The organism is Cohnella sp. WQ 127256, assembly GCF_024519285.1.
Taxonomy (GTDB): domain Bacteria; phylum Bacillota; class Bacilli; order Paenibacillales; family Paenibacillaceae; genus Cohnella.
In genome coordinates, this window is record NZ_JAMZCY010000009.1 from 65,841 (window position 1) to 87,861 (window position 22,021).

The window sequence follows — 22,021 nt, forward strand, 5'->3', positions numbered from 1 at the left end:
ATGGGAAAAAGCAACCTGATGCCTGAGGGGCATTGTGCCCCATTCGGCGTGGACAGGTTGCTTTCGTGCAAGTAACAAATTAACGGCGAAGTCCCAATTTTGCAATTAGTGCACTATACCGTTTAACATCTTTGTTTTTCAAGTATGCTAACAGCTTACGACGTTGACCAACCATCTTAAGCAAACCACGACGGGAGTGATGATCTTTCTTGTGCTCCCTAAAGTGAGTTGTCAGATTGTTGATGTTTTGCGTAAGGATAGCTACTTGGACTTCCGGAGATCCGGTGTCCGTTGCATGTGTCTTATGCTCTTCAATCAATTCTTGTTTGCGCTCTTGTGTCAATGCCATCCTTGTTCACCTCCTTCATAATAATCGCCATTAGCATAGCAGGCGTCGGTGAGCACGCTTTGCCAAGCTAAGGTTCATTTGTGCATAAAGATCAGATATTAATCTGATGATAGCAACGAGATACAGTATAGCATACTCTTGACTGCATATACAATCTTATCACTATAGATTAATCCGAAAGCTTAACTGAAAAAAATTCTTTAGCCTGAGCAGCGTCAAGTGATATTTGATTGATGAGTTGATCAATCGAATCAAATTTCTTCTCCGCACGCAAGAACGTATGAAGCGTCAATGCTAATTGCCGACCATAGAGGTCACCATCAAAATCAAACAGGTGGGCTTCAAGCTTCAACGCACCACCAGGTGCATCGAAAGTCGGTCGGTGACCAACATTAAGCACTCCAGTGTAACGTTTTTCAAGATCACCTGAGTCAGACAATAGATCAATATGGATCGCATAAACACCCATTCGTGGAATAACGTAAGGCTGTTCCGGTTGCACATTGGCCGTTGGAAATCCAAGTAACCGACCCCTTGCATCACCATGAACGACAACGCCCTGGATCAGATAAGGACGACCAAGAAGATCTGAAGCTTCGCGGCAATCCCCTTCTGTCAAACGATTCCTAACTCTAGTGCTACTGACTTTGCCACCTTCCAGAAAAACTGGAGAAACGACCTGCACCTGAATTTCACCGTTGCCATGAAGCTTCAATGTTTCCGCATTTCCTTTGCCTCGATGTCCAAAGGCAAAATCAAAGCCAATCGTCGTCCCTTTAACCCCGAGTGGTAAAATGAGTGTCTTAACGAACTGCTCCGCAGTAACTTCAGAGAACTCCCGATCAAAGTGGACAATATATACCGCTTCTACCCCAAGCTCTGATAGCAAAGATAGCTTGTCCGCAAGTGGAGTTAGCACTGTCTGATACTCTGCGCCTTGACCAAGAACAACTCTAGGATGAGGATCAAAGGTCATAACTGCAGGAACAAGTCCCTGTTTATGCGCCAAATCAACCGCCTGACGAACGACCTCTTGATGCCCTAAATGTACTCCGTCGAAAAAGCCGATTGCAAGTGATATGCCTCGTTCTTTTCGTGCTCCTTCAGGGAGAGCTCCCGTTACATTCGCTACTGATAGATCATATCGTTCCACCTGATGCCCTCCTGCTCAATCGGACTTACTGTCGTTTGGTTGTCCATCCGGAGAGTGAAACACTTTAACCGGACGTACAATTTCCCTATTGTCGTCGACAGAGAACAATCCGAGAAAAACCCCATCTGCTCGGTATAGCTTCAATAATCCCACTTTGTCAGGAGGTGGCTGAAGCTTACCTGCTTCAATGCCCTTGCCTTGAAGTGCATGTAAGGATTCCGGATAAGCTGCGGTTGCAGCTTGAATTCCGGTGAGCAAAGCATCGGGGACCAACAGTTTATCTCCCAATTTACCTTGCGCAATCAATTCCGAGATTTGCTCTAGGGTAACGCAATGCTCCTGTTTAATTCCAGCGCTCTCCGTGCGTACAAGCTCCGTCATCACTGCGGGAACTTTCAGCTTACGGCCAATATCCACGCAAAGCGTTCGAATATAAGTACCTTTTGAACAAGTAACTGAAAAAGTTAACTCTCGCTGTTCGCCTTCCACTAAGACATCTAAAATGTCCATTCCATGTATATTCACACGTCTAGAAGGTCGTTCCACCGTAATTCCTTGTCGTGCCAATTCGTATAACCGTTTTCCATCGATTTTGACTGCTGACACCATGGGAGGAATCTGATCGATCTCTCCAATAAAAGATAAAGCGGCCTCGACCATCATGGAAGCCGTCAAGAATGAGGCATCCTTCTGATCGATAACATTGCCGCTTAAATCTTCGGTATCTGTTGCAAGTCCAAACCGCAAAGTTGCCTTATACGTCTTGGGCATTTCTTGCAAATATTCTACGAATCGGGTTGAACGTCCAATGCAGAGTGGAAGGACCCCCGTCACTGCAGGATCTAATGTTCCAGTATGTCCAATCCTACGTACTCGAAGTATACCGCGCGCTTTAGCCACAACATCGTGGGACGTCCAGCCCGCTGGCTTCCATACCGCTAGTACGCCTTCCCAGTTATTATCTTGCTGACTCATAGTTCATCCAACTCTTTCTGAACGTAGGCGACGACTTGGCTGATCACATCATGAAGGGGATCTGTAAATCTACAGCCCGATGCACGAATATGTCCACCACCACCAAAGTGCTGAGCCACAGCGGCAACATTTACTCGACCTGCAGAACGAAAGCTGACTTTAACGGAGTCTTGACCATTTTGCTTAAATAGCATTCCAACTTCCACGCCTTCGACGTTTCTTGGATAATTGACCAAGCCTTCTAAGTCCTCGTTCGTTGCTCCCGTTTCCTCTAGATCTTCAGAATTTACCCATAACCAGGCGATTCGTTGATCGACGCTAAAGGATATCCGGGATAGCCCCCGTTGAATAATCTGGAGTTGCCCCACTGTCATTCGCTCAAGGAGATGCTCTGCTAAATCGGGACCATTGACCCCTGCTTCCAGCAATCGTGACGCCATTGTCATGACTTGAGGACTCGTGTTGGAGTAGCGAAAACCGCCTGTATCCGTAAGCAAGCCTGTATAAATTGCAGTTGCCACATCTACATCCAATTGAAGCCCTAACTCGTCAAGCAATTCAAATAAAATTTCGGCAGTTGCGGCCGCATGAAACTTTAGGAGATTCACGCGACCAAAACCATCATTTGTGGGATGGTGGTCGATATTAAGCAGTTCTGCGTCAGGAGCAAACCATTCGATGGTTTTACCTGCACGCGAGTAATCCGCACAATCGACACAAATCACGTTACGATATTGCGAGCTTGGTGCAGCACCTTGCCCAACCATGTCAATAACTTGAAAACTATTCCACAAAAAAGCTAGCCGAGAAGGCACGGAGCCTTCATTCAGCATTGTATATTTTTTCCCAAGCTTCTCCAGCAACCAACCAGTGGCAACTGTAGAGCTAATCGCATCACCATCGGGCTGCACATGAGAAACGATAAGAAAATCGTCCCTTTCACGAATGAAAGCGGCCGCTTCCTTCAAATCCTTGGCCCACATGCTATTTCCCCCTAGCTGCTCCTAAGACTCTAAAGAGTCCTTGTTAATTTTCGTGAGCAGATCTTCAATATGGCTGCCATAAGCAATGGAGCTATCAAAGCGGAATTCCATAACCGGAGTATGACGTAATTTAACTCGACGCCCCAACTCCGAACGCAAGAAACCGTTCGCGCGTCCAATTGCCTTAAGTGTCTCTTCCTTCTGCTCTTCGCTTCCTAAGATGCTCAGATATACACGTGCAAGCGATAGATCATTCGTAATATCTACTCCGGTAACCGTGACGAAGCCGATTCTCGGGTCCTTCAGCTCCGTCTGGATGATGGAGCTGATTTCCTTCTTAATCTGTTCGCCGACCCGTCCGACTCGAAATTTGGCCATTCAAATTCCACCTTCATGTGCTGCTAGAATTAGCGTTCAACTTTCTCCATCACAAATGCTTCGATAATATCGCCTGGTTGGAGGTCATTGAATTTATCCAGCGTAATTCCGCATTCATAGCCTTCCGAAACTTCCTTCGCATCATCCTTAAATCGTTTGAGGGAATCAAGCTTACCTGTATAGACAACGATTCCTCCACGCGTAAGACGAGCTTCAGAGTTACGAAGAATTTTACCATCAGTAATCATACAACCAGCGATTGTACCCACTTTAGTAACTTTGAACGTCTCACGAACTTCCGCATGTCCGGTTACTTTTTCCTTGAATATTGGATCAAGCATACCCTTCATCGCGTATTCGATCTCTTCGATCACTTTGTAAATAATCGTATGCAGACGAACGTCTACTTTTTCTTGCTCAGCAATTCCTTGTGCACGAGGCTCAGGACGAACATTGAAGCCTACGACAATTGCGGAAGAAGCAGAAGCCAGAATAATGTCGGACTCCGTAACCGCACCTACACCGCTATATATCGTGCGAACGCGTACGCCTTCGATCTCGATTTTCTCGAGTGAGCCTTTAAGTGCTTCAAGTGAGCCTTGAACGTCAGCCTTAAGGATAACGTTAAGCTCCTTGATGTCGCCTTCCTTGATTTTGCTGAAAAGATCTTCCAGCGTAACCGTTTGGTTGGCTTTCACTTGCGATTGACGTGTTTTGATGGAACGCTTATCAGCGATTTCACGTGCTTTACGCTCGTCTTCGAATACCATGAACGGATCGCCCGCTTGTGGTACTTCCGTCAAACCGGTAATTTCTACAGGAGTAGAAGGTCCTGCTTCCTTAATCCGACGACCAAGGTCATTCGTCATCGCACGAATACGTCCGAAGCAATCACCAGCAACAAAGGCATCGCCCACTTTAAGTGTACCGTTCTGTACAAGAATCCGGGCAACCGGACCTTTACCTTTATCCAACTCAGCTTCCATTACCGTACCACGAGCACGTTTATCTGGATTAGCTTTATAGTCGTTCATCTCAGCTACGAGAAGAATCATTTCCAGAAGACCATCTAGGTTAAGACGTTGCTTAGCAGATACTTCTACGAAAATCGTATCTCCGCCCCACTCTTCTTGAACAAGACCGTATTCCGTCAATTCTTGTTTCACTTTATCCGAATTCGCACCCGGTTTGTCGATTTTATTAACGGCAACGATAATCGGCACGTTTGCTGCTTTTGCATGAGCAATAGCTTCTACGGTTTGTGGCATAACACCATCATCCGCAGCGACAACTAGAACCGTAATATCGGTTACTTGTGCACCACGAGCACGCATCGTCGTGAACGCTTCATGACCCGGTGTATCCAGGAATGAAATTTTCTTACCGTTGATTTCAACTTGGTATGCTCCGATATGCTGTGTAATCCCACCGGCTTCGCCACTTGCAACCTTCGTCTCACGAATGGCATCAAGCAATGTTGTTTTACCATGGTCAACGTGACCCATTATGGTAACAACTGGAGGACGGGATACCAAAGCATCCGGATCGTCGTTTTCTTCGATTGTCTCGAATTGCGTATCTTCGACAGCGATTTTCACTTCGACCTCTATACCGTATTCGGAAACAACTAGAAGAACAGTATCCAAGTCAAGATCTTGGTTAATTGTTGCCATGACACCCATCATCAAGAGCTTCTTGATAACCTCGGATGCATCCTTATGCAACAATTTCGCTAATTCACCAACAGTCATATTACCGCGAACGATAACCTTCTTCGGTGTATTGTCGATTTTTTCCCGTGGCGGCTGATTGCTCTTACGAGCATTTTTACCACCCTTACCTTTAGCGCCTCTATAGTTACCGCCTCTGCTATCATCGAAACGGCTATTCGTATCTTTACGTTTACCCGCTGCGCCAGGACCACCGGCACGGTTGAAATCACCTTCTGTACGCCCTTTAGCATCACCACGAGCTGCTGGACGGCTGCTATCGCCTGGACGACCACCGCGTGCACCTGCTGCTGAAGGAGCTGGACTACGGCCTGCACCTACACCTTGGCCAGGACGACTTGCTGCCGCACTGCTCATCCCGCCGCCTTGTGGACGACTTCCGCCACCACTGCTGTATCCACCTTGACCGCCGCCTTGTGGACGACTTCCGCCACCACTGCTGTATCCGCCTTGACCGCTACCTTGTGGACGACTTCCGCCACTGCTGTATCCGCCTTGACCGCTACCTTGTGGACGACTTCCGCCACTGCTGTATCCGCCTTGACCACTACCTTGTGGACGACTTCCGCCACTGCTGTATCCGCCTTGACCGCTACCTTGTGGACGACTTCCGCCACTGCTGTATCCGCCTTGACCGCTACCTTGTGGGCGACTTCCGCCACTGCTGTATCCGCCTTGGCCGCTACCCTGTGGACGACTTCCGCCACTGCTGTATCCGCCTTGACCGCTACCTTGCGGACGACTTCCACCCGTGCTGCTAGTCCCGCCTTGGCTGCCTTGTGGGCGATTATATCCGCCTTGGCTGCCTTGACCTTGTGGACGATTACCACCCGTGCTACTTCCACCTTGCGGACGGTTTCCGCCTTCACGTTGGTTATAGCTACCTTGAGGGCGATTACTGCCTTCACGGTTTCCTTGACCTTGCGGGCGGGGAGCTTGACCTTGTGAAGGAGCAGCGCTTGTTGGTGCAGCGTTCGTAGTAGCCACTGGCGCTGAAGCTGGTGCCGAAGAAGCTGACTCCGTTGGTGCTGAAGCTGCTGGAGCAGATGGTGCCGCTTGAGGAGCCGACACTGGTGTTGCTGGCGCTGATGCTACAGGTGCTGCCGCAGCTGCTGGACGAGTTTCTTGTGTTGGTTGACCTTGTACGCTAGCAGTTGGCGCGCTTGAAGAAGCAGGAGCGCTTGATTGCGCTGCTGCAGGCTTCGACGCTTGAGCCATTTTCGCAGCTGCATTTGCTTTAATATCGCGGAAAAACTTCTCAACAGCCCCAGTCATCCCATTTTCCATGACGCTCATATGGTTGTTAACTGGCATGTTCATTCTTTTGAGTATCGTAATAACTTCTTTGCTGCTCATGTTAAGCTGCTTGGCATATTCGTAAACTCTGAGCTTATCCTTATTATCTGTACTTTCTTGTTTACTCAATATTCTCCACCTCCGAGTGTTGACCCCAACCGACGGCTAGCATGTCGGCAAAACCCCGATCCGTTACAGCGAATAATACTCGCTCAGGCTTGCCTACAGCAGATCCCAGTTCGAATCGGGTAAAACCTACTAACAATGGAACATTATAGCTTTTGCATTTGTCCGTAACCTTCTTCGTCGTATTACCAGATGCATCTCCAGCGAGCAAGACAAGCTTAGCTTCACCCGATCTAATCGCTTTGAGCACAATTTCTTCTCCGCTAATTAGCTTACCTGCTCTAGTCGCCAAACCTAGTCGGGATAAAACTTTATTCCCTTTCGTCATCTTCGCTCACTAGCTCCTTGCCAGCCTGGAACTCCTCTTCAACCTGAATGAATTCGGCTTCCAGTTGATCGTATATATCCGCATCGACCGGGGTCTTCAAGGCGCGTTCGAATGCTTTGGACTTCTTCGCTAGCTTAAAGCAAGCGACTTTGCCACATAGATAGGCACCGCGACCAGGCTTCTTTCCGGTCAGATCGATTTGAATTTCTCCTTGCGGAGAACGAACGATTCGAATCAATTCCTTCTTCGACATCATTTCTTGACAGGCCACGCATTTGCGCTGTGGTATCTTTCTCGGTCTCAAGATGATTCCTCCCAGCGTTTCTTAAGAAACGCACCTCGTAAGCGAATGCTCAGTCGATGGATACGCTGTCCTGATGCATCGTAGCCCCGGTCGATTTCGGCCGTCCATATTCCTGTTCGGCTTGTGTTTCGCTCTTAATATCAATTTTCCATCCCGTTAACTTTGCAGCTAAACGAGCGTTCTGGCCTTTAATGCCGATCGCAAGGGAAAGTTGATAATCCGGTACGATGACGCGAGCCATCTTCTCGGCCTCGAAAACGATAACTTCGAGTACCTTAGATGGGCTAAGCGCATTTGCAACATACTCGTCAATCGATTCCGACCATCTTACGATGTCGATCTTCTCACCCTTGAGCTCGGTTACGATCGACTGTACGCGAATTCCGCGTTGCCCAACGCAAGAGCCAACAGGATCAACCTCTTCATTACGGGAAAACACTGCGATTTTGGAACGGAAACCCGCTTCGCGAGCAACCGAACGAATTTCTACCGTGCCGTCAAAAATTTCCGGTACTTCAAGCTCGAACAATCGTTTCAACAGCCCAGGATGAGTACGCGAAAGTATAATTTGTGGGCCTTTGCTCGTGTTCTCCACTTTCGTAATGAAAGATTTGACGCGATCCCCTTGCTTAAACTTATCAGTCGGCATGAGCTCAGTTAAAGGTAATGCTGCTTCTACCTTGCCAAGATCAACATATAGATTGCGTAAGTCCATGCGTTGTACGATACCTGTTACGATATCTTGCTCTTTATCTACGAAAGCATGATAGATAAGCCCACGTTCTGCTTCACGAATCCGTTGTGTTACAACTTGCTTCGCCGTTTGAGCGGCAATACGTCCGAAATCCCGTGGTGTGACTTCTATTTCAGCAATATCCTCTAGTTGATAATGCGGATTCATAGCTCTTGCTGCTTCCAGTGAAATCTCAAGTCGCGGATCAAGTACCTCTTCCACGATTGATTTACGAGCATATACTTTAATTTGCCCCGTTGTCCGATTGATATCGACGCGAACGTTCTGAGCTGTATTAAAATTACGCTTGTAGCTGGAAATAAGTGCAGCTTCGATAGCTTCGATTAGAATGTCTTTGCTGATGCCCTTCTCACGCTCGATTTCGGACAGCGCTTCGATGAACTCCATGCTCATGTCTGGATGATTCCTCCTCAATGCAGGACAAATCGTATCGCGCGAACGCTTCGATTTATCGTACAATATTGATATTAGAAAACAATGGCCAACCTCGCGGAGGCCACTTTATTGTAAGGGATGGCATGTTTACGGCGTCCGATCACTACAATCAATGTCGTTCCATCGAACTCGTCCAGCCTTCCTTCAAACTCTTTGGCCCCATCAATCTGTTCATAAGTCGTAATAAACACATGTTTGCCGATAGATTTCGTAACATCCTCCGCCTTCTTAAGCGGTCTTTCGGCTCCAGGCGAACTAACCTCTAGGAAATACGCGTCTTCGATAGGGTCCAGTTCATCCAGCTTCGCGCTAACGAACTCAGAAACACGGCCACAATCCTCAATATCGATGCCGCCTTCCTTGTCCACATATATACGCAGAAACCAGTTACTGCCTTCCTTCACGTATTCCACATCCACCAGTGAAAGCCCGTTTTCCTCCAAATAGGAGGAGGAGAAATTTTCTACGATGGACTTGATTTGTGCAACATTCAAAATCACTTACCCCCCGATGCTCCAAATGGATTCCTGCAGCTATTGATAACCTCAAAGATCCGCAGACAAAACGGAAAGAGTGGGTTTCCCCACTCTTCTGCAGACAGTGATATCCACATGATTACCAAAATTAATATAACATAACCTTAAAGCGGCTGGCAACCACAACTTTCCTTTGCTTCCGCTCTCTGATCCCTAGAACAGCATGAGTTGATTGGATTCCGGCAGCCCCCGGAAGGTCCCCAATCCTGTCAAAACTTCTACGATTGTTTTACTTGCTTTGGACCGTTGTTGGAAATCTTCAATCGAGAGGAAATCCCCCTCTTCCCTAGATGCGGCGATGTTCCGAGCCGCATTCTCACCCACTCCAGGGATAGCTCCAAAAGGTGGAATGAGGCTGTCTCCATCGATAATGAAACGAGTGCCTTCAGAGCGGTACAGATCAACGGATTTAAACTTCAAACCGCGCGCAGTCATTTCCAGCCCCATCTCGAGAATCGAAATCATATTCTTCTCCTTGGTCGTTGCCTGGAAGCCCTTCCCTTCAATTTCAAGCAGCATTTTAAGGATCGCGTCATAGCCTTGGCAAAATAATTCAACATCGAAATCCGCAGCCCTTACGGTGTAATAAGTCGCATAATATTCAATGGGATAATACAACTTGAAATAAGCGGTTCTCACAGCAGATATAACATATGCCGCAGCATGCGCCTTCGGGAACATGTACTCGATGCGGAGACAGGAATCGATGTACCATTGCGGCACTTTACACCGCTTCATCTCCTCGATCCACTCGGGTGTCAGTCCTCTGCCTTTCCGTACACTTTCCGTAATTTTAAATGCTAAGGAAGCATCCATTCCAGCCTTATATATTAGAAACAACATAATGTCATCACGGCAACCAATAACCGTCTTAATCGTGCATGTGTTGTTTTTAATCAGCTCTTGTGCATTACCCAGCCATACGCCTGTTCCATGTGACAATCCTGAGATTTGCAACAGATCGGCGAAGCTCGATGGCTTCGTCTCCTCTAGCATTTGTCTAACGAATCGGGTCCCCATCTCCGGAACTCCGAAGGTAGCGACCGGAGAGCGAATTTGCTGCGGACTGACCTTCAAGGCATCCACCGAATTGAACATACTCATAACCTTCGGGTCATTCATCGGTATTGTCGTTGGATCAATTCCGGTCAAATCCTGCAGCATCCGCATCATCGTAGGATCATCATGTCCTAGGATATCGAGCTTAAGCAAATTATCCTCGAAGGCATGATAATCGAAATGAGTTGTTTTCCACTCCGAGTTTCTGTCATCTGCGGGAAATTGTACAGGAGTAACATCCTCCACATCAATATAATCAGGGACAACGACGATTCCACCAGGATGCTGACCCGTACTCCGTTTAACTCCCGTGCATCCGGAGGCTAAGCGATTAAGCTCTGCCCCCCGCCAAGATTTACCTTGATCCTCCTCGTACTTTTTCGTATATCCGAACGCCGTTTTCTCCGCGACAGTTCCGATCGTACCCGCACGAAACACACTTTTCTCACCAAATAACTCTTTGGTGTAATTATGAGCTTGAGGTTGATATTCCCCAGAGAAGTTCAAATCGATATCAGGAACTTTATCTCCTTTGAAACCAAGGAAGGTCTCGAAGGGGATGTCCTGCCCTTCGCCTTTCATCATCGATGCACAATGAGGACAGGCTTTGTTCGGAAGATCGAATCCGCTCGGCACACTCCCATCGAGGAACCATTCACTATGTCTGCATTCCGAATTCAAGCAAAGATAATGAGCAGGCAGTGGGTTAACTTCAGATATACCTAAGAACATAGCAACTACTGAAGATCCAACTGACCCCCGCGATCCAACAAGGTAGCCGTCCTTATTGGACTTCTTAACCAGCTTCTCCGATATGAGATAGTTGGCGGAAAATCCGAACTTAATAATCGGAACTAATTCCTTCTCCAGCCTAGCGATGACATGATCAGGCAACTCATCACCGTACATTCCCTTAGCGGTGTCATAGCACGTTGTACGAATTTCTTCGTCCGCGCCTTCAATGATCGGAGTGAACAGCTTGTCAGGGAATAGCTTGATTTCTTCGAAACGATCAGCAAGCTCCGACGTGTTCTTAACGACCACTTCATAAGCTTTCTCACTACCTAGAAACTGGAATGCTTCTAGCATCTCGGCAGTTGTGCGGAAATGAGCATCCGGCTTGCGTTGGTCCTTAAGCGGGCTAAATCCAGTGATGCCATGAATCGTAATTTCACGGAAAATTTTCTCGCGCGGAACTAGGTAATGTACGTTTCCTGTTGCAATTACTGGCTTGGTCAGCTTCTCGCCAATTTTACAAATCCGACGAAGTGCCTCTTCAAGTGCAGCACGGCTCGCTACCAGCCCTTTATCCAGTAAATGCATGTAGAAATCGATGGGTTGAACCTCAAGCACATCATAGAATGCCGCGATATCTTCCGCTTCCTCTTGCGATTTGTTCAGCACCGTCTCGAACAGCTCGCCCTTCTCACAGCCGGATATGACAAGCAATCCTTCCCGATGCTCGATCAGCTTGCTCTTCGGAATGCACGCTACACGATTCAAATACTCGGTATGAGATAAGGAAATAAGCTTAAAGAGATTTTTTTTACCCACTGCGTTAGTCGCATAGATCCCACAATGAAAGGGACGGGTTGTACGCCAGCTATCCTCATTGACTTCATTTAAGGATTGTAGCTCCGTGACCCCACGTGCCAATGCTTCCTTCAATAATCCAATTAAGATTCCACCTAGCGCAATCGTATCATCAATAGCTCTATGATGACTTTCCAGAGATACCTTATACAAAGATGCCAACGTATTTAATCGATGATTTTTCATCTTCGGATGGAGAAATCTAGCCAGTTCAAGCGTATCCAGTGCAGGGTTCGTGAGCAGCGGCAGACCATAACGTTTGCAAGCCTCTTGCATGAAGCCCACATCAAATCGAGCGTTATGTGCCACGAGAATGGCATCTCCGATAAAGGCAATGAACTCCTTAAGCTTGGGCTCAAGCTCCGGTGCGTCTTTGACCATATCATCCGTAATATTTGTTAATTGTTGGATATTGTAAGGAATAGGCTCATGCGGATTAATAAATGTTTCGAACCGTCCTATTTCTTGACCGTTCACCATCTTAATACCAGCTAGCTCGATAATCTTATTGTTCGTAACCGATAGACCGGTCGTCTCTATATCAAATACAACGTATTCGGCATTTTCCAAGCTCTGCTCGCGCGGCTGAATAACCATAGGCACCGCATCGTTGACCACGTTTGCTTCAACACCGTACATCATTTTAATGCCATGTTTCTTGCCTGCTTTTGCGGCATCAGGAAAACATTGAACATTCGCGTGGTCTGTTACCGCGATCGCTTTATGCCCCCATTTGGCTGCTGTCTTCACATATACATCAATGGGAGTAACGGCATCCATCGTACTCATCGTCGTGTGGAGATGAAATTCGACACGTTTCTCCTCCGCCGTGTCTTTAGGCTCTGGCGGGGATACGATTTCGCGAATATCGTTCGGAAACATCACAAGCTCTGGGGGATTGAGGAAACGATCATATTCGATTTTCCCCCGCATCTTCACCCATTTGCCATTAGCAAGTAAGCTAAGCATCTTGATGTCCTCTTTGTTTTTGCCGAAAATCTTGATCGACAAGGAATCCGAGAAATCGGTAATGTAACACTGAAACAGCGTGCTACCCGTTCTAAGCTCCTTCGTCTCGAGACCAAAGATTACACCTTGAACGGTAACCCTCTTCTCTTCTTCTTGGATTTCCTGAATCGGAACAGCAACATCCTTAATCTCATGGCCATGTTGCAATACTTGCGGAGCTTCGCCTTCCTCTACCGGTGTCTCTTCCCTTGCACTAGCCATAATCTGCTCAATCGCGTCCCGATTTTCCTGCTCTATTTTCTGTGTGAATTCTGTGTACGTTTCAGGGCTCGTCTCGCCAACTGTAAGCTTCACTCGGAAAGTGCGTTGAAAGCGTTCCTCGAAAAATCGTGCAACTTGTACATCGATCTCTTTCTTTTTAGCCAATCCTAAGTTTGTCTCATTTAGCAACGAAATCGTTAGGAGATCTCCCTCTACTACTAGCTCAGCTTTCGCTAACCAACCGTTAACGGAAACAATATCCTGTTGCATCCAGTCCACGAGCACCGACCAATACTCCTGTACAATACTCTCAGACGATACATCTTGCCCATAATTGAATATCTTCTTGATATCCGCAATATGACCAAGCTTTGCCTTAACACGTTCTATGAATCCAACGTAGATCAATTTCGGTAGCAATACACTTTTACCAATATATAAAGTCCACTCTTTACGGGTACGGTTAATTTCCACCTTCTCTATATGTCCGTCCCGAAAATGTTGCCCTAGCCACTCTGTCGGCAGTTCCGCTTGTTGCAGCAGTACCTCGAACCGTTTACGACCATCTTCCGTCGGCTGCATTGCCACGATCCTCTCCTGTCCCAAAACCCAATAAATATAAAAGCTTCCGCGAGAAGGAGGACCCACGCCATTCGCGCTGGAGCCCCTCTTCAATCAGAAGCTGAACTGCTCTCTCTATTATTTTACCTGACGATCCTTCTACCTTCAATAGAATTCGCGGGAAGCACTCGCAATCGATCCCCTTTTTCATTTCCAATTTCGCGCAAGCATGAACGGCTACTGCCGTCCTTAGGGATGGCGGGGGATCGTTTATGTCGGAGACATATCAGAAAAGTATCGAGAATTTTATACTTTCTGATATGTTAAAAAAACAGCCTAATAGCCCTAGAATGACTACTAAGCTGTCTTTGATTAGAACAATTAAGATTAATAAGCTCTAGCAAATACGACCGTATGCTCCGCTGCGTCGCCACAAACGAGACATTTGGACTTCTTCTCCGCAGGCTCGAAAGGAATATTACGGCTAGTCGCGCCAGTTTCTTCCTTAACCTGCTTTTCACATGCTTCTGATCCACACCAGCCTGCTAATGCGAACCCTCTCTTCTCTTCAACCGCCGCTTTGTACTCGTCCAACGTATCCACGGAGAAAAAGTTCTCTTCACGGAAACTGAGCGCACGGTTGAACATATCTTCATGGATTTGCTCTAGTAGGGATTGCACTTCTTCAACAAGGTTATCCAACGATACCGATTTCTTCTCTCCACTCACACGGGAGACCAGCACACATTGTCCATTTTCCAAGTCACGAGGTCCGAGCTCCAAGCGAATCGGAACTCCTCTCATCTCGTACTCGTTAAACTTCCAGCCTGGAGATACATCAGCCCGATCATCTACGCGGACACGAATGCCTGCTGCCTTCAGCTGCGCATATAGCTCGTCCGTCTTACCAATAACAACTTCACGAGTTTTAGGTGGGCCAATTGGAATCATCACGACTTGGGTTACTGCCACTTTAGGCGGCATAACAAGCCCACGATCATCACCATGAACCATAATTAGGGCACCGATCAATCGAGTGCTCACACCCCATGAGGTTGTATGGCAGAATTGTTGAGTATTCTCACGATCTAAGTATTTAATATCGAAAGCAACAGCAAATTTGGTCCCTAGGTAATGCGATGTGCCCGCCTGAACCGCACGACCATCCTTCATCATCGCTTCGATCGAATAAGTGTCTACTGCGCCTGCAAACCGCTCTGAAGGGGTCTTCTGTCCCTTAATAACGGGAATAGCCAGTACGTCCTGAACAAAATCCGTGTAAACATCGAGCATTTGCATCGTTTCTTTGCGCGCATCCGCTTCATCTTCATGAGCGGTATGACCTTCCTGCCAAAGAAACTCGCTTGTCCGAAGGAACGGCAGCGTTCTCTTCTCCCAACGCACGACGTTAGCCCATTGGTTAATAAGCAGAGGTAAATCACGATAGGAATTTATCCATTTTGCATACATATGACCGAACATCGTCTCAGATGTCGGACGGATAGCTAATTTCTCCTCGAGCTGCTCGCCACCTGCTTCGGTAACGAAAGGGAGCTCAGGATTAAAGCCTTCCACATGCTCCTTCTCCTTATTAAAGAAGCTCTCAGGGATGAACAGGGGGAAGTAAGCATTGCGGTGACCTGTTTCCTTGAAACGTCGATCAAGATCCTTCTGCATGTTCTCCCATAGCTCATAGCCATCCGGGCGAAATATAATGCAGCCACGAACAGGAGAATAGTCCATTAATTCCGCTTTCTTAATGACATCGATATACCAACGGGAGAAATCCTCGCTCTGTGGCGTAATTTCTGTTACAAATCCTTTATCCTTCGACATGATGGCCCTCCAGCTTCTGACATATGCTTACGACGTTCTTTTCTTCAAAACGCTTTACAGCTTAATTCCTAACTAATCCAATGATATCGTTATAGGTTACCACAATCATAAGCAGCATGAGCATCGCAAACCCGACTAAATGCACCATGCTTTCGCGGTTAGGATCAATCGGTCTTCCGCGAACAGCCTCAATCCCAAGGAATAATAAACGGCTTCCATCCAATGCCGGAATCGGCAACAAATTGAATATCCCTAAATACAAGCTCAATACAGCAGCCCATGAGGTGAGTTGAGCTAATCCTTGTTTGGCAATTTCTACAGTCACTTGTGTTGTCTTGACAGGTCCTCCGAGATCATCCAGCTTGAACTCACCGAAAATTAATTTACGGAAGCCTTCGAATATTCGCCCTGTCCAATCCTTCATGCTCGTAGCCGCATAAGTCAGCGTTTCGCCTGCACTAGGTTTTCTATACTCCCCAGCAGGGTAAATGCCGATCTTACCTGTTGTAGCATCCGGGGTCATCTTGAGAGCAACGTCTTCGCCTTTACGTTCAACGACCAGGCTGATTTGCTTTCCTGCGGAAGAATTAATGATCTCAACGAACTTCTCATAATTCCCTCCAATAACAACTCCGTTGATCGACTTAACTAAATCATCCTTCTCAACGCCCGCTTGCTCAGCTATCGAATCAGGGACAACTCCTGATATGAATACTTTTGACGAAGTTTCTGAAGGAACACCTTGCAGGAGTAAAGCCAATCCGAATAGCACGAACGCCAATAGGAAGTTCATAACAGGGCCGGCAAAAATAGCAAGCGCGCGCTTTCCAACCGGTTTGTGTCCAAATTGACGATCGATTGGAGCAATTTGTGTGTCACGGCCTCTAGCTATAATTAATGCTTGAGGATGAACCGCATAACGTTCGATCTCTCCATCAACATCTAGCTGAATGAATAAGTCTCTCTCCAGATCGAGAGCCTTCACTTCCCCACGCATAACACCTGAACGTTCATCCAGGCGATCGAGATAAATACGGGTAACCGCATTGTCTTTTACCCGTACAGCTAACGTTTGTCCCGGTTGTACTTCAACGACCTCAGGATCTTCTCCAGCCATTCGCACAAATCCGCCGATGGGCAGCAAGCGAAGGGTATAGCGAGTTTCCCCACGTTTAATGGAAAACAGCTTAGGACCGAATCCTATAGCAAACTCACGCACTAAGATTCCAGCCCTTCGGGCGAAGTAATAGTGTCCCCATTCATGCAGTGAGACCAACAAAAAGAACATAAGCACGGTCATTAAAGCGACCTGTATATTTCCCATCATTCCAACCCCTTTGTTATCACGAGAACAACAACAGCTGCTTATCCCTACCGTGAATGGCTGATCTTAGATTAACATTATTCTCCGAAGCGTTACAAGAGAATACAACCTGTGCATTAATGTATAGCCGAAGCTTCCAAGCGTGCCCAAGCATCAGTGTCAAGAATAGCCTCTAAACTTGGCGATGCAATACTGGTGTGTTGAGATAACACTTTCTCGATAATCTCTTCAATGGCTAGAAACGAAATTTCACCTTTGAGAAAACGAGCAACTGCTACTTCATTAGCGGCATTGAATACAGTTGTTGATGTTCCACCACTCCGCCCTGCCTCGTAAGCTAACCGAAGACAAGGGTAACGTTTCAAATCCATCTCGCGGAAATGCAACGTGCCTTTTGTAATCAAATCAAGAGCAGATGCTGGTGAAGCTTTACGTTCTGGGTAGGTAAGTGCATATTGAATTGGAACTCGCATGTCCGGGTTACCTAGCTGAGCCATTACGCTCGTATCAATAAACTCGACCATGGAGTGAACGATGCTCTCAGGATGGAGGACGACATCGATCTGATCATAAGGAAGATCGAATAACCAATGAGCTTCAATAACCTCTAATCCTTTGTTGGCCATAGTCGCCGAATCTATTGTTACCTTAGCGCCCATGCTCCAATTCGGATGTTTTAGCGCATCCTCCACCGTGACATTTTTCAATTGCTCGTGGTTCAGATCACGAAAGCTTCCCCCAGAAGCCGTCAGCATCAATCGTTGGATTGCTTTGGGACTTTCCCCATTCAAGCATTGAAAGATAGCAGAATGCTCACTATCTACGGGCAGGATCGAAACACCCTTGTCCTTTGCCTTTTGCATAACCAGATGTCCCGCAGTTACTAATGTCTCCTTGTTGGCTAGACCAATATCCGCCCCGGCCTCTATCGCAGCAAGCGTCGAGGTCAAGCCTAGGCTACCCACTAGCGCGCAGACAACATAATTAGCGCCAGAATGACCGGCAATTTCCGTCAACCCAGATTCGCCATACACCACACGCACTCCAGTAGGCACTTCCGCACGAACCTGCTCCGCTAGTGCGTTATTCGCCACGGACACCCACTGCGGCTTAAACTGGTGCACCTGCTCGAGGAGAAGTGTAACATTATTACCTGCGGCTAAGCCCACAACCTCAAAGTCCTCAGGCTGACGCGAAATAACATCGAGCGTCTGGGTACCAATAGAGCCTGTGCTCCCGAGCACAGCTATTTTTTTCATGCAAGAACCCCCACTTACCCTTTATGTATAAACTGACTAGTATATTCATGTCAAAAGTCCAAGCAGATGAACCAACGGAAACACGATAAGCCAGCTATCCGTTCGATCCAATATTCCCCCGTGTCCTGGCAGCAAATTTCCAGAGTCTTTTACGTTACGGAATCGTTTGTATGCCGACTGGACGAGATCACCCAGTTGACCCGCAATTGCAGCGGTCAAACCAATAAGCATTGCTTGTCCATAACCTAGCCATTCCGGTTTACTATACGCGAAGATTAGCCCGACGATTACAGCAATAACTAAACCGCCTAGAGCACCCTCTATCGTCTTATTCGGACTTATTGCAGGCCATAACTTTGTCTTACCTATCGCTTTCCCAACAAAATAAGCACCGGCATCTGAAGCCCAAATACATGCGAACGTGAGTGCCGACCAAAAGATGCCATGTTCAAGATCCCGCGTAAGAGCCATATAATGAAAACCGGCTCCTACATAGATGGCTCCTAAAAATAAAACACTTACGTGCTCTAGCTGTATACGGTTTTTACTGAACACGGTTCCACATAATAGAATAAACATCAGCACCCATGCAACCGTTGTAAACGATGGAAGCTCCCAATCAAAGGGCATTCTCGGTAGAGCAATGAATAAAACCGCCACGAAACCAACAAGCACATCTAAACGAATCCAAACCTGCCCATTTAATCTTACATATTCCCAGTATCCAATTAGCGAGAGCAGTAGCAGCAATCCGGTATAATACCATCCTCCCGCTACTAACAGGCCGATGAATGCCACTCCGGCTATAATACCGGTTACTATCCGCTGACCCATGCTGTCATAGACCCCCGTAACGGCGCGCACGAAGCTGATATTCACGTACGGCGTCGTATAAATGTTGTTCACTAAACTCTGGCCAGTACACATCTGTAAACCAAAATTCACTATATGCAAGCTGCCATAACATAAAATTGCTTAACCGTAGCTCACCACTTGTCCGGATTAACAAATCAGGATCCGGTAGTCCGTTGGAAAGTAAAAGCCGCTCAAAATCAGCTTCTTCGATCTTTTCCGGATCCACTTGTCCAGCCACGGCTAGACGCGCCAATTCCTTGGCTGCATCGATCATTTCTAATCTGCTTCCGTAATTTAACGCGAAATTCAGAATAAGTCCGGTATTATGCTGTGTCTGTCGAACCGCTTCTTCTATGGCTGCAAGTGTATGCTCAGGTAACAAATCGCGCTTACCCATCATTCTAACCTGAACGTTATTCTCTATAAGCTCACTCAATTCCAAAGACAAAAATTCCTGTGGTAATTTCATCAGGAATTCAACTTCCGCTTTAGGTCGCTTCCAATTTTCCGTGGAGAAGGCGTACAAGGTCAGCACTTTAACACCGATACGATCGGCAGCCTTCGTGATCCTCTTTACGGCTTTCATTCCGTTATGATGTCCGGCAATGCGGGGAAGCCCCCTTGCTTTAGCCCAGCGGCCATTGCCATCCATAATAATCGAAATATGTTCCGGAATGTTGTCTCCAGTCGGAATTTCTTCCGTCTTCACTTGCATTCGCTGCAGATCATCTTCTGTGAACACACCAATACGCAGCTTCTTTAGCCATTTACTGAACAAACCCATGGTTCTTCCCCCCACAGCAGACAAACCTGCACCCGCTAGCTAACCAAAAGAGAATAAACCCCACCTTTCGGAGGGGCCTTACGAATTCAAATCAAACTTCCATAATCTCTTTTTCTTTAGCAACTAATATTTTGTCTACTTCTGCGACAAAGCGGTCCGTTATTTTTTGCATATCTTCTTGGTGACGACGAGATTCATCCTCGGAAATGTCACCCTTTTCTTTTTTCTTGATCTCATCATTAGCGTCTCTACGGATGTTGCGGATAGCTACCTTAGCCTCTTCGCCGAATTTTTTCGTCGATTTAGCTAAATCAGCACGGCGCTCTTCCGTAAGCGGTGGAATGTTCAATCGAATGATCGAGCCATCATTAGCAGGCGTTAGCCCAAGATCCGATTTCTGGATCGCTTTTTCGATAGCCGATAATGCTGTCTTATCCCATGGAGTGATGATGATCGTACGGGAATCAGGTGTGTTAATTGAGCCCATCTGATTGACCGGGGTTGGCGTTCCGTAATAGTCAGCTTGCACCCGATCCAACATAGCAGATGAAGCACGGCCCGCTCTCAAAGTTAATAGGTCGCGTTTCAGTGCACCCAACGCTTTTTCCATACGTTCTTCCGCGTCTTTCTTGATCCCTTGCGGCATTAGTCGATACTCCCCTTCACTATAGTACCGATTTTCTCACCCATGACGGCACGTTTGATATTCCCTTTCTCGGTAATTGCAAAGACGAGAAGGGGGATATTGTTATCCATGCAGAGCGAGGAAGCGGTTGAATCCATGACACCTAAATTTTTATTTAATACATCCATATAAGTCAACTGTTCATATTTCTCAGCAGTAGGATCCTTGAATGGATCAGCACTGTATACGCCATCCACTTTATTCTTAGCCATTAAGATGACTTCCGCCTCTATTTCAGCAGCTCTTAATGCAGCAGTGGTGTCTGTTGAGAAAAACGGATTCCCCGTTCCCGCAGCGAAAATAACGACGCGGCCTTTCTCAAGATGGCGAATTGCCCGACGACGAATGTAAGGCTCAGCGATTTGTTGCATGGCGATCGATGTTTGTACCCGACTAGGTACATCCATTTGCTCCAATGCATCTTGTAAAGCCAGCGAGTTCATGACCGTTGCCAGCATGCCCATATAATCTGCAGTCGCACGATCAATACCTTTTTGACTTCCGGCAATTCCACGCCAAATGTTTCCGCCACCACATACGATGGCAACTTCAACACCTAGCAAAGTAACTTCTTTGATTTGTTCTGCAATCGACAAGATGGTCGTCGCGTCGATGCCGTATCCGTTCGGACCAGATAACGACTCGCCACTCACCTTTAATACCACACGTTTAAAAACGGGTCCTACCAACGTTTTGTACCTCCAGCCTGTCTGATGGTTAAAAAAGAGGGAACACACCGTGTTCCCTTAAGGTTAATACTTATTGTTTAACTTGAGCCATAACTTCTTCAACGAAGTTGTCTACTTTTTTCTCTAAGCCTTCACCAAGCTCATAACGAGTAAATCTACGGATAGAAATTTTCTCGCCGATAGCTGCAACCTTCTCGTTAAGAAGCGTTGTAATTGTTTTATCTTGGTCTTTCACGAACACTTGCTCCATGAGGCAGTTTTCCTCATAGTATTTGTTCATGCGGCCTTCAACCATTTTTTCAATGATTTTTTCTGGCTTGCCTTCGTTAAGCGCTTGATTACGAAGAATTTCTTTCTCTTTATCAAGCTCAGCTTGGGAAACTTCTTCCCGGCTAAGGAATTTAGGGTTTGCTGCTGCGATTTGCATTGCGATGTCCTTAACGAATGAACGGAATTGATCTGTTTTACCAACGAAATCCGTTTCACAGTTAACTTCAACAAGTACGCCGATACGTCCGCCAGCGTGGATGTAGGACTCAACAATACCTTCAGTAGCAACGCGATCGCCTTTGTTCGCTGCTGCGGAAAGGCCTTTTTCACGCAGAAGCTCAGCTGCTCTTGTCAAATCATTATTTGCTTCTTCTAGTGCTTTCTTACAATCCAACATGCCTGCTCCGGTTCTTTCGCGGAGAGCTTTAACGTCTGCTGCATTTACTGCCACGTGGATTCCTCCTAAGTTTAGGCCGCATCATTGTCGTAACAATGTGGCACTTGTATGTTTTTTGGAAAAAAAGGGGGG

The 22,021-nt window shown here is 46.8% G+C and carries 19 protein-coding genes; all 19 read right to left on the reverse strand.

The window, feature by feature from the left end:
- Nucleotides 1-79 precede the first annotated feature (79 nt).
- The 19 genes from rpsO to tsf all read right to left on the reverse strand — a co-directional run bounded on the left by rpsO (nt 80) and on the right by tsf (nt 21,943).
- Nucleotides 80-349: a 30S ribosomal protein S15 gene (rpsO, locus tag M1K58_RS23470; protein WP_256761327.1), complete on the reverse strand. Its 270-nt coding sequence runs from the start codon at nt 347-349 to the stop codon at nt 80-82.
- Between the two features lie 169 nt (nt 350-518).
- Nucleotides 519-1,502, reverse strand: coding sequence for a bifunctional riboflavin kinase/FAD synthetase (locus tag M1K58_RS23475; protein WP_256761328.1), 984 nt, complete (start codon nt 1,500-1,502; stop codon nt 519-521).
- 15 nt (nt 1,503-1,517) lie between these two features.
- Nucleotides 1,518-2,477, reverse strand: coding sequence for a tRNA pseudouridine(55) synthase TruB (gene truB, locus M1K58_RS23480; protein ID WP_256761329.1), 960 nt, complete (start codon nt 2,475-2,477; stop codon nt 1,518-1,520).
- Nucleotides 2,474-3,460 (reverse strand): DHH family phosphoesterase, encoded by a 987-nt coding sequence (locus M1K58_RS23485; protein ID WP_256761330.1) that lies wholly within the window; start codon nt 3,458-3,460, stop codon nt 2,474-2,476. Before M1K58_RS23485 ends, truB begins: the two co-directional genes overlap by 4 nt.
- A 21-nt stretch (nt 3,461-3,481) precedes the next feature.
- Nucleotides 3,482-3,838 (reverse strand): 30S ribosome-binding factor RbfA, encoded by a 357-nt coding sequence (rbfA, locus tag M1K58_RS23490; protein WP_256761331.1) that lies wholly within the window; start codon nt 3,836-3,838, stop codon nt 3,482-3,484.
- A 29-nt stretch (nt 3,839-3,867) separates the two neighbouring features.
- On the reverse strand, nt 3,868-6,993 hold the full coding sequence (gene infB, locus M1K58_RS23495; protein ID WP_256761332.1) for a translation initiation factor IF-2: 3,126 nt from the start codon (nt 6,991-6,993) through the stop codon (nt 3,868-3,870).
- Nucleotides 6,986-7,318 carry a YlxQ family RNA-binding protein gene (locus M1K58_RS23500; RefSeq protein WP_256761333.1) on the reverse strand — a complete coding sequence of 111 codons (333 nt, stop codon included), beginning with the start codon at nt 7,316-7,318 and terminating at the stop codon, nt 6,986-6,988. The genes infB and M1K58_RS23500 overlap by 8 nt, the downstream gene beginning before the upstream one ends.
- Entirely contained in the window at nt 7,302-7,622 is a 321-nt protein-coding gene (gene rnpM / locus M1K58_RS23505) for an RNase P modulator RnpM (RefSeq protein ID WP_306220662.1), read from the reverse strand. Before rnpM ends, M1K58_RS23500 begins: the two co-directional genes overlap by 17 nt.
- Before the next feature lie 49 nt (nt 7,623-7,671).
- Complete coding sequence (gene nusA, locus M1K58_RS23510) at nt 7,672-8,769, reverse strand: transcription termination factor NusA (RefSeq protein ID WP_256761334.1); 1,098 nt, start codon at nt 8,767-8,769, stop codon at nt 7,672-7,674.
- Nucleotides 8,770-8,843: 74 nt separating this feature from the next.
- The gene (gene rimP, locus M1K58_RS23515) at nt 8,844-9,305 is read right to left on the reverse strand and encodes a ribosome maturation factor RimP (RefSeq protein ID WP_256761335.1); all 462 of its coding nucleotides are present in this window, start codon (nt 9,303-9,305) and stop codon (nt 8,844-8,846) included.
- 195 nt (nt 9,306-9,500) lie between these two features.
- Nucleotides 9,501-13,811 (reverse strand): PolC-type DNA polymerase III, encoded by a 4,311-nt coding sequence (locus M1K58_RS23520; RefSeq protein ID WP_256761336.1) that lies wholly within the window; start codon nt 13,809-13,811, stop codon nt 9,501-9,503.
- A 366-nt stretch (nt 13,812-14,177) separates the two neighbouring features.
- Nucleotides 14,178-15,626: a proline--tRNA ligase gene (gene proS, locus M1K58_RS23525; RefSeq protein ID WP_256761337.1), complete on the reverse strand. Its 1,449-nt coding sequence runs from the start codon at nt 15,624-15,626 to the stop codon at nt 14,178-14,180.
- A 61-nt stretch (nt 15,627-15,687) separates the two neighbouring features.
- Complete coding sequence (gene rseP, locus M1K58_RS23530; RefSeq protein ID WP_256761594.1) at nt 15,688-16,950, reverse strand: RIP metalloprotease RseP; 1,263 nt, start codon at nt 16,948-16,950, stop codon at nt 15,688-15,690.
- A gap of 116 nt (nt 16,951-17,066) precedes the next feature.
- Nucleotides 17,067-18,209 carry a 1-deoxy-D-xylulose-5-phosphate reductoisomerase gene (locus M1K58_RS23535; RefSeq protein WP_256761338.1) on the reverse strand — a complete coding sequence of 381 codons (1,143 nt, stop codon included), beginning with the start codon at nt 18,207-18,209 and terminating at the stop codon, nt 17,067-17,069.
- Between the two features lie 45 nt (nt 18,210-18,254).
- Nucleotides 18,255-19,043 carry a phosphatidate cytidylyltransferase gene (locus tag M1K58_RS23540; protein ID WP_256761339.1) on the reverse strand — a complete coding sequence of 263 codons (789 nt, stop codon included), beginning with the start codon at nt 19,041-19,043 and terminating at the stop codon, nt 18,255-18,257.
- A gap of 4 nt (nt 19,044-19,047) precedes the next feature.
- Nucleotides 19,048-19,779 carry an undecaprenyl pyrophosphate synthase gene (locus M1K58_RS23545; RefSeq protein ID WP_256761595.1) on the reverse strand — a complete coding sequence of 244 codons (732 nt, stop codon included), beginning with the start codon at nt 19,777-19,779 and terminating at the stop codon, nt 19,048-19,050.
- 160 nt (nt 19,780-19,939) lie between these two features.
- On the reverse strand, nt 19,940-20,494 hold the full coding sequence (frr, locus tag M1K58_RS23550) for a ribosome recycling factor (protein WP_256761340.1): 555 nt from the start codon (nt 20,492-20,494) through the stop codon (nt 19,940-19,942).
- The gene (pyrH, locus tag M1K58_RS23555) at nt 20,494-21,222 is read right to left on the reverse strand and encodes a UMP kinase (protein ID WP_256761341.1); all 729 of its coding nucleotides are present in this window, start codon (nt 21,220-21,222) and stop codon (nt 20,494-20,496) included. The genes frr and pyrH overlap by 1 nt, the downstream gene beginning before the upstream one ends.
- A gap of 70 nt (nt 21,223-21,292) precedes the next feature.
- The gene (tsf, locus tag M1K58_RS23560; protein WP_256761342.1) at nt 21,293-21,943 is read right to left on the reverse strand and encodes a translation elongation factor Ts; all 651 of its coding nucleotides are present in this window, start codon (nt 21,941-21,943) and stop codon (nt 21,293-21,295) included.
- Nucleotides 21,944-22,021: the final 78 nt, after the last annotated feature.

Coding starts and splice junctions, on each gene's coding strand:
- proS (WP_256761337.1), bottom strand. CDS start 15,626: ATGTCGAAGGATAAAGGATTTGTAACAGAAATTACGCCACAGAGCGAG.
- M1K58_RS23545 (WP_256761595.1), bottom strand. CDS start 19,779: ATGCAAGTGAAGACGGAAGAAATTCCGACTGGAGACAACATTCCGGAA.
- rbfA (WP_256761331.1), bottom strand. CDS start 3,838: ATGGCCAAATTTCGAGTCGGACGGGTCGGCGAACAGATTAAGAAGGAA.
- rseP (WP_256761594.1), bottom strand. CDS start 16,950: ATGGGAAATATACAGGTCGCTTTAATGACCGTGCTTATGTTCTTTTTG.
- truB (WP_256761329.1), bottom strand. CDS start 2,477: ATGAGTCAGCAAGATAATAACTGGGAAGGCGTACTAGCGGTATGGAAG.
- rpsO (WP_256761327.1), bottom strand. CDS start 349: ATGGCATTGACACAAGAGCGCAAACAAGAATTGATTGAAGAGCATAAG.
- M1K58_RS23485 (WP_256761330.1), bottom strand. CDS start 3,460: ATGTGGGCCAAGGATTTGAAGGAAGCGGCCGCTTTCATTCGTGAAAGG.
- M1K58_RS23500 (WP_256761333.1), bottom strand. CDS start 7,318: ATGACGAAAGGGAATAAAGTTTTATCCCGACTAGGTTTGGCGACTAGA.
- M1K58_RS23535 (WP_256761338.1), bottom strand. CDS start 18,209: ATGAAAAAAATAGCTGTGCTCGGGAGCACAGGCTCTATTGGTACCCAG.
- M1K58_RS23520 (WP_256761336.1), bottom strand. CDS start 13,811: ATGCAGCCGACGGAAGATGGTCGTAAACGGTTCGAGGTACTGCTGCAA.
- M1K58_RS23540 (WP_256761339.1), bottom strand. CDS start 19,043: ATGGGTCAGCGGATAGTAACCGGTATTATAGCCGGAGTGGCATTCATC.
- frr (WP_256761340.1), bottom strand. CDS start 20,494: ATGCCGCAAGGGATCAAGAAAGACGCGGAAGAACGTATGGAAAAAGCG.
- nusA (WP_256761334.1), bottom strand. CDS start 8,769: ATGAGCATGGAGTTCATCGAAGCGCTGTCCGAAATCGAGCGTGAGAAG.